Genomic DNA, 14,007 nt, shown 5'->3' with positions numbered 1-14,007 from the left:
TCCTTAATAATGTATAATTTTTTGAAAAGAGATTTTTTTTATAAAATTTTCATAACTTGAACATATCTTTAGATATAAATAACGTAGAAATTTTCAGTTGGTAGTCGGAGTTACAGCAACTGGGGATCAGCAGTGTTAGTCTGGGCTGGTGTAATATACAATGTTTGGCGTAAAGCTCCTCGGCAGTTATGGCTCAAATACTAGATTCTCTACCACCTGAGCAATCGGGAAAAATTCTCTGCTGCTACATTAATGCTACGAGCAAAATCCAGGTGGCTCGCATCTCTAATATCGCTAACTGGTACTTTGAAAGGGTTGTGTTTCCTGGGCAGCGCCTCGTGTTTGAAGCCCCGATAGAAGCTCACATGGAGATTCATACGGGGATGATGGCAAGTGCCATTTTATCGGATACCATTCCGTGCGATCGCCTTGCACTTCAAGAACCAAGCAGTAGTGATTTTAATACCGAATCATCTACCCTCGACCCTATAAGTAAAAAACCCATAGTTCAGTCAATTAATACCAAAAGCGGAGATACAACAAAACCTTTAACAATCGCTGGTTAATCATTAGCTTGATTAAGATAAAAAATTTGATCAAAAAAAATTTAAGGTTGCTGATATCAGCAACCTTTTCTATTGTGATGGTGGGTTGTCATCAATCCTTTGTTGTTTGTCATTTGTTCCCAATTCCCCACTCCCCCAAATTTATGCACCTACCTTCTTTTCTCTGGCTATGGAAAATCGCCGCTTGGTCGATGGGCTTATCGCTGTTAGCGTATATCATGTTAGCTGTCACCGGGATACTGATGTGGCAAGCGAGAAATTCCCAGTCTATGCCTAGTTTTCCTGGGTTTCCTGCGAGTCGTGGAGGAGTGCGATCGCTGCACTATACAATGGGCATTAGTATGGTGAGCTTAGTGTTATTGTTATTGGCGATCGGCATTATCGGCACATTAGGTCACTTTGGTTCACTAGGACATTCATCACACCTAATTGCGGGGCTAATAGTAGTATTTTTAGTTTTAATATCTGCCGTCAGCGCCACGCAAATTAACCCCAGCAGACCTTGGGTAAGAACTTTACACATCACTGTCAATATTATTCTCTGCGCCGCCTTTGCTTGGGTATCCTGGACTGGCTGGACTGTTGTACAAAAGTATTTACCCTAAAGCCAAAACTCGGAATTTTGTGTTGATTTCGGGTGCGATCGCATTTACCCGCGTAGGTTGGGTGCAGCAAAGCGTAACCCAACATCATCAAGATTTAAAACTTTGTGTTCACTCTGGAGCGTAGACGCTTGCAGCTTGTCGTAAGTTATCGCCCAATACGGTTCGGTTAAGCTCACAACCAGGTAGACCAAGGTTTGTCACCCAAGTGTACCGATGTTGAATGCAACTCAAAGAATTCTCACTAATTTCACCAGTAATTTAATTAGGTACGGTACTCAAAGCTTGAGAAACAGCCATCCCAGCAGAGACAGTTGATGATAGTCAAGATTTGAGCGATCGCCAATTACAAATACAGCATCAGATTGAGCAGTGGGAAAAAATAATCGCCAAAATTTATGGAAAAGCTAATAGTAGGAAGGGCTAGTTTTACATTTGCTTACAATGTATTTATATCAAAGGTAATTGCACCTAATTGAGAATTGGGATTTAGGCGATCGCTTTGGGAGTTTTTGGTAAGGGCGATCGTTATTTATAGCTAAGAATTAGATTAAACTATAACTGCGATCGCAGTTATACTGATCTTGCTAGTATCAATTTAGAATTTATTTTATTCATTTAAATCAATTATCTGGAGACCATAATGATGGTTAGTGCAATGATTGGTGCATGGCTAGGAGAATTTGCCACAGTAGAAGTTTCTAAAGTTTTGCTAAGTGGTGTTACCAGCAAACTTAACCCTAGTGATTTAGATAAGGCGATTAAAACTGCAACTATTGAAGCTTGTAATCAAGAAACCAGATTATTTTATTCTTGTCCACCAGACTTTATACCAAAATTTTTATGTAATTTTTTTAAGGAACAAGGATTATCAGAACTACAGAAACCATTAAAAGATGAGGGAAGGCCTGATTTAGAGTTTTTAGCTGAAGTTTTCAAAAAAGCAGCTTTAGCTGACTCAAAAATGCAAGAAATTAAAATTGACTATGTTCATTCATGGATGGAGATTTTTGTTACAACTTATTTTCAAAATACAAACAATTGTATCAGGTTTCAGATTGCCAAAGAAAACTATTGTCAGCAATTAATTAATTGGTTTGATGATGTTAAGTTTGCTGGGATTGCTGTACCAGGACAAGAAGTAGAAAAATCAGAGAAGCTAGTCAATATTTTTGTGTTACCAGAAGTGCAGGAAGATAACCAAAATGATCTAAATAATTTTAACTCCAGCATAGAAACAGAGTTATTCTCATCCAATTTGAGTCAAAGTCAGCAACAATTACTTTGGGAACAGAAACAGCGTGCTTTACGCAACTCCTCTGGGAGAAAATTGTTGGCTTCCCAAATTTTAAGTCAAAGTAACTGCCAAAAGTTTGTGCTTTTAGGTGCGCCCGGTTCTGGAAAAACTACCTTGCTGAGTTATTTTGTGGTGATGATAGCTCAGAAGCAAATTGAACAACTGAATATAACAACAACAACAGACTATTTACCTCTGATAATTCCTATACGAGATTTTGCTAGGCACGAAAATACTAGCGTTATTGAATATGTTAAGCAATTTGTTGAAAAAAATCTATGTGTTAAAACTTTACCTGTAGGTTTTTTTGAATATTGGTTAGAAGATGGACGCACTTTTATCTTTTTTGATGGCTTAGATGAAATTGCTCAAGAAAATAAACGATATGAGGTAGTGCAAAAAATTGAGAATTAGGGCAGTTTTCTAAAAATTTTGCAGTTATTACCTCTCGCCCTGCTGGCTATAAACGTGATTTTTTCAATACTCAAGAGTTTGCCCATTACGAACTTTTAGCTTTTGATGATGAGAAGATAGAAAAGTTTATTAACTGTTGGTATGACAGCCGTATTCAGGATAAATCAGAAGCAGAACGACGTAAAACAACTTTACGAGAAGCATTAAATAAAAATGAGCGTCTCAAATTACTAGCGCGTAACCCTTTGCTGTTGACTATTATTGCTCTGATTCATCGCTATCAAGCAGTTTTACCTAAAGGTCGTCACAAACTTTATGAGAAAGCCGTAGAAACTCTCTTGACTTCTTGGGATGCTAATAAAGAAATTAACGTCAACCATTTTTTGCAAGACATTGATATTGAAGATTTGCTATTTTTGATGCAAAAAATAGCTTTTTGGATTCATGGACAAGGTAGTACAGCAGATAAAGAAGGGGGAACACTAATTGCTTGTGAAGATTTGCTTGACCAATTAAAAAGAGAAATCAAATCTTTGAAAGAGATTGAACTTTATAAAGCAGAGGAAAAAGCCAAACGTTTTTTAAGTTTGATTCAGGAACGTACTGGACTGCTTAATGAACAAGGTCAAGATTGCTATGCTTTTGTGCATAAAACCTTTCAAGAATATTTGTGTGCTAGAGAGATTAATTATCAAGCAGATGATCAAGACGATTTTGAGATTGTTTTACAATATATTGATCAGCATCTCCATGATCCTCATTGGCGAGAGGTATTACTGCTATTAATTACTCAGCAAGCACCAAATAAAGCAGCTACAGCCATTAGAAGAGTTCTTAACAAAAATAGCGAATATGAACAATGGTTGCATCGTGACTTATTATTTGCTGGGAATTGCCTTGCTGAAGATATCAAAAATTTAAAAACTGCAAAAGATTCTCCGGCTGAAGAAATTTTAAAAAAATTAGCAAATCTTGAAGTCAGCGATTCGTTGCAAGTTAGCTCTCAAATCAAATCACAAGTATTTCAAATTTTATGTAGTTTGAATGAAACAGCTTTTCAATCTCAAGCCTTGCAACTATTAAAAGAAAAAGAACAACAAATAGATAAAGTAAGGTTTCAACAATATTGTGCTGTACTGGGAGAGAAAGAAGCGGCAGTTGATAAATTACTAAAACTCCTCAAGGACTTAGAATCTAATGTGCGTTATAAAGCCGCAGAAGCGTTAGGTAAAATAGGTGCAGAAGCAGCAATTCCTGACTTACTAGAGCTTCTCAAAGACTCAGAATCTCATGTGCGTTATGGAGTCGTAAATGTGTTAGGTAAAATAGGTGCAGAAGCAGCAATTCCTGGCTTACTAGAACTCTTCAAAGACTCAGAATCTCATGTGCGTTCTAGTGCTGCAAATGTGTTAGGTAAAATGGGTGCAGCCGCCGCAATTTCTGATTTACTAGAACTTCTCAAAGACTCAGAATATAATGTGCGTTCTAGTGCCGCAGAAGCATTAGGTCAAATCGGTACAGCCGCAATTCCTGACTTACTAGAACTTCTCAAAGACTCAGAATCTTATGTGCGTTTTAGTGCAGCAGTTGCGTTAGGTAACATAGGTGCAGTAGCCGCAATTCCTGACTTACTAGAACTTCTCAAAGACTCAGAATCTTATGTGCGTTTTAGAGCCGCAGTTGCGTTAGGTAAAATAGGTGCAGCAGTCGCAATTCCTGGCTTACTAAAACTTCTCAAAGACTCAGAATTTATTGTGCGTTTTGGAGCCGTAAATGCGTTAGGTAACATAGGTACAGAAGTAGCAATTCCTGACTTACTAGAACTTCTCAAAGACTCAGAATCTCTTGTGCGTTCTAGTGCCGCAGTTGCGTTAGGTAAAATAGGTGCAGCAGCCGCAATTCCTGACTTAATAAAACTTCTCAAAGACTCAGAATTTATTGTGTGTCCTAGTGCTGCAATTGCGTTAGGTCAAATAGGTGCAGCAGCCGCAATTCCTGACTTACTAGAACTTTTCAAAGACTCAGAATCTCTTGTGCGTTCTAGTGCCGCATTTGCATTAGGTCAAATAGGTACAGCAGCCGCAATTCCTGACTTAATAAAACTTCTCAAAGACTCAGAATCTGATGTGCGTTCTAAAGCCGCAGATGCGCTGAATAAAATCGACAAAAAAACTCATAGTGTAGTCATTAATCTTTCTCAATGGATTAATGAAAACCAAGATTCTAAATATATTGGAGATGGGATTGATTTGCTATGGGATTTGGTATGTGGCTAGACAAGCTGACATTAACACTGAACAAATTAGTTCTGGCGAGATAGAGACAGCATTGCTGTAAACAATGACAAAAAAATAATTCTGGATGTAATATAATAATCACATCCAGAAATTATCTCATCTACTCTACAAATATTACTTCAAGAAAACCAGAATTAATTTATTCCACAGTCACTGATTTTGCTAAATTCCGAGGCTGGTCAACGTCTAAACCGCGACGGGCGGCGATGTGATAAGCCAATAGTTGTAGAGGTACAACTGTAAGTATTGGCGATAGTAATTCATCCACTGATGAAACGGGGAGTAAATCGTTAAAAATTTCTGCTGCTTCGCCATCTTTTACAGGTGTTACACCAATTAATCGGGAATCTCTGGCTTTGGCTTCTTGGGCGTTAGAAATCACCTTTTCATACACACTACCAGGAACTGCGATCGCCACTACCGGAACTTTCGCATCTAATAAAGCAATGGGGCCGTGTTTCATTTCCCCAGCCGGATAACCTTCGGCGTGAATATAGCTAATTTCTTTTAATTTCAAAGCCCCTTCTAAAGCAATGGGGAAGTTAATTCCTCTTCCTAAAAAGATGAAATCTTGAGTATCAGCAAATTCATGGGCTAAATGTTCGGTTAAACGTTCTTGACTTGCCAATGTTTCTTCAATTTCTTGAGGAATTTGTCGCAGTCCGTTAATAATTTGCTCGATAGTTTCTTTGGGAATTGTTTGACGACGGGCAGCTAAATCTAAGGCTAAAGCATAAAACGCCATCAATTGGGCAATAAATGTTTTTGTTGCTGCTACGCCAATTTCTATCCCAGCTAAGGTACTAATAATATTAGGAACACTATGACCAAGGCTACTTTCTGGGCGGTTGGTAATCCCTAAAAGTCGCGCTTGATATTTCGCCTCTTGACCTTGGCGGCGTTCTTTTTCCATTGCTAAAGCTGCTAAGGTATCGGCAGTTTCACCAGATTGAGTAACACCAATAATTAATGTATTTGGTGTTAGTGGTGATGGTGCATAACGATATTCCGAAGCGTAGTGTACTTGGGTGGGAATTTCTGCTAATTGTTCTAATAAGTGTTTGCCAACTAAGGCGGCGTGCCAACTTGTACCACAGGCGACGATGTGAATTTGTTCTAAATCTGCGTAGAGTGATTCAGACAAGCCGAGGTGAATAGGCGACACAGACGCATCAGTTGAATTATGAAAATATGCTTCTAAATTAGCTCTTACCACTCCTGGCTGCTCATAAATTTCTTTGAGCATGAAGTGTTTGAATCCCTGCTTTTCGACCATTGTGGGACTCAAGTTAAGCATCCGGGGTTGTTTTTTCAACCTCTCGCCAGCAAAGTTGTAAATTTCCACGCCTAATGGTGTGAGGCGGGCAATTTCCCCGTTTTCTAAGGGTAATACGGCACGGGTGTAAGCAACGATCGCCGGTGTATCGGAAGCGCAGAAAAATTCACCCTGGCCAAATCCAATGACTAAAGGTGCTTGTTGACGCACTACAATTAATTCGTCGGGATAATCAGCCGAAATAACTGCGATCGCAAATCCACCTTCTAGCTGATTAGCCGCTTGACGAACTGCATCTAAAAAATTTAACTCTGGATTTTTTAATAATTCTGCGATCAGATGGGGAATTACTTCTGTATCAGTTTCCGAACGAAACTCATGTCCTTTTTGTTTTAAGTCTTCCCGCAACTCGCGGTAATTTTCTACAATGCCATTTTGAACTACCGCAATACGTAATGCTGTATCCAAATGGGGATGAGCATTGTACTCTTCTGGTTTACCATGAGTAGCCCAGCGAGTATGACCAATGCCAATTTGAGCCGGATTTTCTAGCTGTTCCAGTTTAGAACGTAGGTTATGTAGTTTTCCTTTCGCCCTAACACAATTAACTTCACCTTCCCAAATTGTGGCGATTCCCGCAGAATCGTAGCCTCTATACTCTAGTTTTTCCAGTCCAGACAGTAAAATTTCTGTTGCTGCTTGAGTGCCGATATAACCGACGATTCCACACATTGCTCACACCATTTTGGTTTTAGGATTATTAAATCCAGTATAGATGTTGGCAAAAGGGGTGTATGGCTATAGGAGGAATACATTAAACTCAGGCAAAATTAAATAACTAACCCACTTAATCTCATTACAAGTCCGTTTTATACCTAACTACGAGTGCGGCTTTGTCCTGTGCGTAGTTCTAATAAATCTGGTGTAGCAAAAAAGCCAAAGTAAATAGCGATCGCAACAGTAATTTCATGAAGCCAGACATCATTCCCAAAAAGGTTTTAGAGGATGTTTGAAAAGTATTGGGCGAATAGAATTCGCTACTACACAAGCAAAGTCCACACTTCGACAACCTCAGTGACCTCCTACGTGGACTAACACAAAACCAACAAATAACAAATAATGACTCCACAAAAAACGCAAAAATGATTTTGGAGGGGGCTTGGGGGACGCAACCGTCCCCCAATCGGGGGTGTGGGGGAGAATCCCCCAAATCTTGTTCATTATCTGATAGGTAGAGCAGAAATTGAGAAATCAACTCTCATCACCTTAACTGAACCTAAGTTCTCACAAAAAAAAGGAGCAACTTGCTCCTTCTGCCACTAAGGTATGTTTATGGTTTTTGAAGTGTTTACCCTAGTAAGGTGGGCATAACCCACCCTACAGTGCTAAAAAAGCTTGCTATGGAGACACTTAATTGAAAGTCTGATGAGAAATTTTAGAATAAATTCCGCATCAATAACCTAGACCCATGCTGCGAGTTGTTTCAGCGCCCAGGTAAACCCGGATGCTCAAAAAGTCGGTGGGGCAGGCAGTTTCACAACGTTTGCAGCCTACACAGTCTTCTGTGCGGGGAGAGGAGGCAATTTGAGCAGCTTTACAGCCGTCCCAGGGCACCATCTCTAGCACGTCAGTAGGGCAGGCGCGAACACATTGAGTGCAGCCAATACAGGTATCGTAGATTTTTACGGTATGAGACATTGAAAAAAGGCTCCTTTCGAGTTCTCTTCTCTGCGAAAGAATCATAATCAAGGCATAGTTTACCGCAGTGGCTTATCCAGAGTAAGTAAAAGGCTACATAACTTCAAACAATGTAATAGGCACGTTTTAAAGTTAAAATTTGCGAAATTTCTCTGTTTCCTTATAAATCAGCTACAGAAGAGCAACGTGTTTCCCTCATTTGTTAACTACCTTCAAGACTTGGTGTAAAGATATGTAAACAAAAACGGTCAAGGGTAGGGACGCACAGATAATTTCAAACATCAAACCGGATTACCATATTACCAATCTTGATATAGTTTTTGAGCATGAAACATAATTTCCTCTTTTGGTAGGCGAATTTTAGGTGTTTGACGAGGATAGGATGTTTCAATGGCGCGTGTATCTTGCTCAACAACAGTTGTGACTGCACTCAACATTGAGCGGCTCAATAAAGGTAGCAAAATTGGGTGTTTGGGTTTGCTGAAGACCAACACAAAGGTTTTAGTGTGAGTTTCTGTTTCGGGATATAAGATATGCACCTGCAAAATTTCTCCTAGTAAAAAAGAGGTGCGAAAAGTTAGCAGTGGGGGAAACGCATATTCTAAAATGCCAGTGTAGGTTTTAGGTGCGGTCAAAACAACAGGATTGCGGATGATATCATTCCAGGTGCTATCCTCGCGCTCTAGTTCCTGGACAACTTTCACCCAATATCCTTCATGTTCAAACACCGGCACGCGATTAGCTTTAATACCAAATAAGTCGCGGTGTGTGCCGCTTTGATGGTTGTAGTCATAGTTAATTAACAAGTTATCTAAAAAAGTGCCACGGATGCTTTTTTCCCCAGCTACACCGACAAAACTCATACCTGCACTCACTTTTGGGATGAGGTCTGGGACGGGAATTTTTGGAACATGACCAGCATAAGTCCAAATACAGTCATCTTTGATGATTAATTCTAGGGGCGTGAGCAGTGGTTGAGTGCCTATTTGACCGGACTGATGTAACCTTCCTTGTCCATCAAATTCTAAGGCGTGAAAGGGACAAGCAATTGTATTCCTTTCTTGACAAATCCAGCCATCAGATAAAGGTGCTTGCAGATGGGGACAAACGTTATCTAGGGCGAAAATTTCACCTTGCTGATTTTGCCAGAGGACATAATCTTGACCATTCAGCGCCACTTTATAAGGCTTGTTAATACCCAGCATGGAACGGTGGGCAATTAACCACGGTGCGCCAGGGAGAATGACTGCCATAAAAGCCTCCTAGTTAAAGTTATGTGAGACTATAGCGATCGCTATAATCTCCCAAGGTTTAAAGTAAATTGTGACGAAACTTTCATATTTGTCTTCAAAATACGACAGATTATTCATGTTTGTCAAGAACTATGGCTATGAGTAAACCTGATCTGATGCGCCGTCAACCCAAGCAAAAGCGGAGTCAGCAAAGAGTTGAAAAAATTCTCAAAGCAGCAGCCGAAGTTTTTGCCGAGGTGGGTTATGAAGCTGCAACTACTCATCAAATTGCGGCGAAAGCAGAAACAGCCATTGGTTCGCTGTATCAGTTTTTTCCCGATAAACTCGCCATATTTCATGCACTCGAAGCTATGCACATGGAACGGGTGACAGCAATTTTGAGCAAAATTATGCAGTCAAACGACAAGCATCAGTCATTATCTGAGTTTATTGAGTTTACAGTGGATATCCACGCCCAATATTTTGCAGATCCCATCCCTCGCGTTGTCTATATTCAATATTTTGTCGCACCAGAATTATTTAAATTATTTGACGAAACCTTTGATAAGCAACTAATTCAACAATTCGCCGCCTTTTTTCGCCAGTGGAACCCAGACTTAACTGTAGAAAAAAGTGAACTCCTATCGGAAACAGTGCATCGAACTTATAACGCTTTACTGTTGAATGCACTGAAACAGGATGAGAGTAAACGTCAAGCCCTTTATGCTGAACTCAAAACATTGTTAATTGCGTATTTAACACCATACACTCTGCCACAGCAAGTAATGAAAGTAATGATATGTCCTTATTGTCAGTCATCCCGCGTATCGAAAAATGGGCATCGTCACGGAAAGCAACGCTATCTCTGTAAAGATTGTGGTAAACAGTTTTTGGAAAGGTTGAGTTTGTAGTTAGGAAGTTGTTTGTGGAGATGGGGTGTATGGGTGTGGGGACAAGGGAATATCTTGCACCTAGTCCCGACGAATGGAATTTAGAAAGTCTATTAAAAATAAAGTGGATTAATGGAAATTATTTTTAATCGTCCTAGCGAAGTGTATTTAGAAAACAAGAGAGGGTTAGAGACTATTGATACTAATCAATTATTTTTGTTAGTGAACAAATCTGTAGAGCCAACAGCAGACATTATTAAGAAGCTTTATCAAAAAAAAATATGGCAAAAGGATGTATATAATCAAAGTATTAACATCTCTAAAAATATGATTTTTATTTTTCAATTATTAGGTCATCCTTGGAGTATAATATTTCTAGATTTTTCTGGTGTTTTAATTAAGGAAGAAGATGCACAAATAATCTCTCAGAGCTTACAAACCAATGCAATTTATTATAGAGGTAGTGATACTAGCAGTACGGCAAAATACCTACTATATAGTAAAGGTATTATGATAGAAAAATATATTTTTGAGAATGGAGTGATAGCAGAATTTCAATCACTTGAGAGAAACCTTGATGTAAATAATATTTCTAGAGGTACTATTGTAGATAGATTAGTTACAGAAAGAGATGCCTACATACCTAGTATTTATTGGGATTATTCACCAAATGAAGAAATAAATTTTTGCGGACGAAATGTTTTAAAATTTACAAATCTTTTTCCAGAAGATATTATTCGTATGGACTGCTTATCCTAATTTTAGTTCAGTCGATTAGTGCAAGATGTGAAGAAGGGGTTGTTTAATTTGATAAATAAGCTGGTAGGGTAATTGTAAATGTACTGCCTTCACCTAAACGCGATCGCACTGTTACATGACCATTCATACCTTCGACTAGGGTTTTAACTATTGATAGTCCTAAACCACAGCCACCGGTGGAACTGCTGCGGGCTTCATCGATGCGGTAAAATCGCTCAAAAATCCTGGACTGATGTTGTAAAGGAATACCATAGCCTTGGTCGCAAACTTCAATAATGGCTTGGTCGGCTTGTTGATAAAACTTGATAGTTACAGGGGTTTCTGGTGCAGAATATTTAAAAGCGTTATCAACTAAATTAATTAAAACTTGTTTGAGGCGGTTGTAGTCGGCTTTAGCGGCGATTGCTGGGTTAGTTGATTCAATGCTAATCTGGCGATCGCTATAAGTTTTCGCCATCACCACAACTTCGGTAATTAAGTCATTTAATGAGCAACTTTCGAGGCGAAATAGCAAATTACCACTATCAGCCCTGGCTAAATCAAGTAAATCTTGTAATAGTCGAATGGTGCGTTCGGCTTCGGCGGCGGCGGTGGCTAAAGCTTCTTGCTGCACTTCGGTTAAATTATGCTGTCGTCGCAACACACTTTGTAAGTAACCATGTACGATGGTCAGGGGTGTGCGTAATTCGTGAGATACATTACTGACAAATTGTCGCTCTTGTTCCCAAGATTGGAACAGCCGCGATAACATCATGTTGTAGGTTTGAGTTAATTCTCGAACTTCGCTAGGGGCATTTTCTAAATAAATTTGTGCTTGTCCTAAGTCTGCAAGGGAAATAACTTCTGTCATTTGACTTAACTGACGTAGGGGTTGCAGGGAACGTTTAATGTAAAATGCGATCGCAACAGAAATAATTGTAATAGTGATAATACTGCCAATTCCCAAACTCTGCACAATCACTAAAAACATGCTTTGTTCTTGGGTAACATCCTGCACAACAAATAAAGTTCCCACAGTCTGATTTTGTAATCTCAAAGAACTACCACACATCACAAAGTAGCTTTTACCCATTTCTTGAGCTATGGGTTTCATGGATGTCTGAGTTAAATTCATCAACTCAGCTACTTTTTTTGGTGGTAATTTATTTAAATTATCTGACTGGGCTATTATCTGATTTTGAGGATTTTTCACCCATAAATATGTATTTGTAGTACTTAAATTATTAATTGCACTTTGCAGCCCATTTTCTTCAGGTATTATTTCTGTATAAAGCTCTACATAATAAGGCAAATGTTGAGTAATTTGTTGAATATTATTTTTATAACTATTAATTAAAAATTGCTGCATTTTCCAGCTTGTCCAGATAGCTAGGCTACCTAATCCTAAAGCCGAAACCGCAGCAATGCCAATTGTCAGTCGAACACGTAATGAAAAAGGATCAATTATCCGAAAGATTCTCTGAATTTGGTTCACTTCGGTGCTTGAGGGTTGGGTGTTAGACAAGTTTTATTCACATAATCGCACTGATAAATATAAGGTTCCTGCCAACTCAAGGGAATTTCTAATAAGTCTCTTGTACCTGTTAATCCTTGTCCAATAAACAGTAAAAGAGCAACACAGTTTAATATTGTATGAATTACCCGCCAGCGATGGGACTTATAAATATCTTGCACAATTGCTAAGGAAAAAACCATCAGTAGAGATGCAGCAATGCCAATGTAGTAGTGTGACCAATACCATTCATTAGTCCGCCGATAAACTCCATCTTGACAGCCGAGAACTACTAAACCAATACCTGTTAAGGTAGCAAAAATCGCTCGCCATGATTTATTTTTGGCTTGATAAAGCAGTACTAAAGAAGCAATCGTCGCCAAAAACATCAATATGATAAAAATTACTTGGAAATTAGCAGTATTCCACAATTGCTTTTTGATAATGTTTTTACCAATGGGATATGCTAAACCGACTAATGTTAAGCCAACAACAGCACTGGTTAGCCAATCACCCAATTGTTTATGCTCTTTACCAACGACTGGCGGAATTTTACTCTTACCTTCGGCTAAATTTTGCAACCGCCGTTGACGAGTTTGCCAAGCAAAGTTAACAACATTGCCAATTAACGGAAAGACAAAAATAACTGCGATCGCTGGATGTAAAAGCCCAAGAAAATCTGCTGTTTCCATAAATCTTTTGTATTATAACTATTTTGAATTTGCAATGTGTTTAGTATTTAAAATTAAAAATTTTACCAAAAAAATACTAAATATTACAATCTGAAATATTCAAATATCAACCCATACAGTTAATTATGGGTTGAAATACTGTTTAACCACCCAGACTAGCATAACCAAAAGTAGCATTAAATTTACGACACCAAACCGCTACTGATCTATATCCAGACAAATTAAGATTTCCCGGTAAAGCATAGCTTTGGCTACCACTAAATTTTCTTAAGCGACCAACTAAAACGTAATCTTTAGCTCTTAAACCATAGATTTTGGGCGCAGCAGAACGATGTAAAATTACGTACACATCAGGGCCGCTACTGGTTTTAAAATTCTGGCTAAATTGTAAATATCTGGTTCTGTTTCTGGTCACAATGCTAACTCTTCCGCGAGTTGCATGTTCGCCATTGCGGAAATTAGCAGACTGACCTACAGCCGCAGCTAATTGATTAATTGAAGTTTGAGCAACAGGTGTAGAAGTTGATGCCTGATATGCGGTCACTTCTGAAATAGAACCTAAACTAACAGTTGCAATCATCCCCAGGATAGCTAAACTCTGAAATTTCATAGTGTTTACATCCTCAATTACTGCTATATGAGAAGAATTTATAGCCGTCTTTGATGATGAATATTAAATTACGCTGAGAATTAGCTAAAAATTTGGTTCAGCCATTTTTATCAGAATTTAATTCTAGTTAATTTTACACTTAATTTTTAGCGAAAAAAGCTAACAAGATGATTTTTGTCCCG

12 protein-coding genes and 2 pseudogenes are annotated in these 14,007 nt (G+C 38.7%); 7 read left to right on the top strand and 7 right to left on the bottom strand.

The window, feature by feature from the left end:
- The first annotated feature begins 188 nt into the window (after positions 1 to 188).
- On the top strand, positions 189 to 566 hold the full coding sequence (locus H6G28_RS10735; protein WP_190592431.1) for a DUF1830 domain-containing protein: 378 nt from the start codon (positions 189 to 191) through the stop codon (positions 564 to 566).
- A gap of 143 nt (positions 567 to 709) precedes the next feature.
- Positions 710 to 1,171, top strand: coding sequence for a DUF4079 domain-containing protein (locus H6G28_RS10730; RefSeq protein WP_190592430.1), 462 nt, complete (start codon positions 710 to 712; stop codon positions 1,169 to 1,171).
- A 44-nt stretch (positions 1,172 to 1,215) separates the two neighbouring features.
- Here the strand turns inward: H6G28_RS10730 and H6G28_RS10725 are convergent, their stop codons facing one another.
- Positions 1,216 to 1,362 (bottom strand): hypothetical protein, encoded by a 147-nt coding sequence (locus H6G28_RS10725; protein ID WP_190670645.1) that lies wholly within the window; start codon positions 1,360 to 1,362, stop codon positions 1,216 to 1,218.
- A 449-nt stretch (positions 1,363 to 1,811) separates the two neighbouring features.
- On the opposite strand from H6G28_RS10725, the gene H6G28_RS36800 reads away from it, so the two are divergent.
- Entirely contained in the window at positions 1,812 to 2,879 is a 1,068-nt protein-coding gene (locus tag H6G28_RS36800; RefSeq protein WP_242054529.1) for an NACHT domain-containing protein, read from the top strand.
- Between the two features lie 245 nt (positions 2,880 to 3,124).
- Complete coding sequence (locus H6G28_RS36795; RefSeq protein WP_242054528.1) at positions 3,125 to 5,155, top strand: HEAT repeat domain-containing protein; 2,031 nt, start codon at positions 3,125 to 3,127, stop codon at positions 5,153 to 5,155.
- A 160-nt stretch (positions 5,156 to 5,315) separates the two neighbouring features.
- Here H6G28_RS36795 and glmS read toward each other — a convergent pair whose 3' ends face one another.
- The 3 genes from glmS to H6G28_RS10705 all read right to left on the bottom strand — a co-directional run bounded on the left by glmS (position 5,316) and on the right by H6G28_RS10705 (position 9,403).
- Positions 5,316 to 7,184: a glutamine--fructose-6-phosphate transaminase (isomerizing) gene (gene glmS / locus H6G28_RS10715; protein WP_190670644.1), complete on the bottom strand. Its 1,869-nt coding sequence runs from the start codon at positions 7,182 to 7,184 to the stop codon at positions 5,316 to 5,318.
- A gap of 720 nt (positions 7,185 to 7,904) precedes the next feature.
- A complete protein-coding gene (psaC, locus tag H6G28_RS10710) occupies positions 7,905 to 8,150 on the bottom strand; it encodes a photosystem I iron-sulfur center protein PsaC (protein WP_190595050.1) in 246 nt (81 codons plus the stop codon).
- 299 nt (positions 8,151 to 8,449) lie between these two features.
- Positions 8,450 to 9,403 carry a Rieske 2Fe-2S domain-containing protein gene (locus H6G28_RS10705; protein ID WP_190670643.1) on the bottom strand — a complete coding sequence of 318 codons (954 nt, stop codon included), beginning with the start codon at positions 9,401 to 9,403 and terminating at the stop codon, positions 8,450 to 8,452.
- Positions 9,404 to 9,534: 131 nt separating this feature from the next.
- On the opposite strand from H6G28_RS10705, the pseudogene H6G28_RS10700 reads away from it, so the two are divergent.
- The 3 genes and pseudogenes from H6G28_RS10700 to H6G28_RS10695 all read left to right on the top strand — a co-directional run.
- A pseudogene (locus H6G28_RS10700) lies at positions 9,535 to 10,128 on the top strand (TetR/AcrR family transcriptional regulator); the annotation flags it as partial.
- A gap of 48 nt (positions 10,129 to 10,176) precedes the next feature.
- Positions 10,177 to 10,278 (top strand): annotated as a pseudogene (locus H6G28_RS37765) (IS1/IS1595 family N-terminal zinc-binding domain-containing protein); the annotation flags it as partial.
- A 126-nt stretch (positions 10,279 to 10,404) separates the two neighbouring features.
- A complete protein-coding gene (locus H6G28_RS10695) occupies positions 10,405 to 11,031 on the top strand; it encodes a hypothetical protein (RefSeq protein ID WP_190595047.1) in 627 nt (208 codons plus the stop codon).
- Between the two features lie 43 nt (positions 11,032 to 11,074).
- On the opposite strand, the gene H6G28_RS10690 is transcribed toward H6G28_RS10695, so the two are convergent.
- From H6G28_RS10690 to H6G28_RS10680, 3 genes are all read right to left on the bottom strand, one after another.
- Positions 11,075 to 12,505, bottom strand: a complete 1,431-nt coding sequence (locus tag H6G28_RS10690) for a sensor histidine kinase (protein ID WP_190670639.1) — start codon at positions 12,503 to 12,505, stop codon at positions 11,075 to 11,077.
- Entirely contained in the window at positions 12,502 to 13,215 is a 714-nt protein-coding gene (locus H6G28_RS10685; protein WP_190595046.1) for a DUF4079 domain-containing protein, read from the bottom strand. Before H6G28_RS10685 ends, H6G28_RS10690 begins: the two co-directional genes overlap by 4 nt.
- 142 nt (positions 13,216 to 13,357) lie before the next feature.
- On the bottom strand, positions 13,358 to 13,825 hold the full coding sequence (locus tag H6G28_RS10680; protein WP_190595045.1) for a DM13 domain-containing protein: 468 nt from the start codon (positions 13,823 to 13,825) through the stop codon (positions 13,358 to 13,360).
- Between the last annotated feature and the right edge of the window lie 182 nt (positions 13,826 to 14,007).

Source organism: Nostoc sp. FACHB-190 (assembly GCF_014696905.1).
Lineage (GTDB): Bacteria > Cyanobacteriota > Cyanobacteriia > Cyanobacteriales > Nostocaceae > Nostoc_B.
Note: the sequence above shows the minus strand (reverse complement) of the source record. Positions and strands in the feature narration are given on the sequence as shown.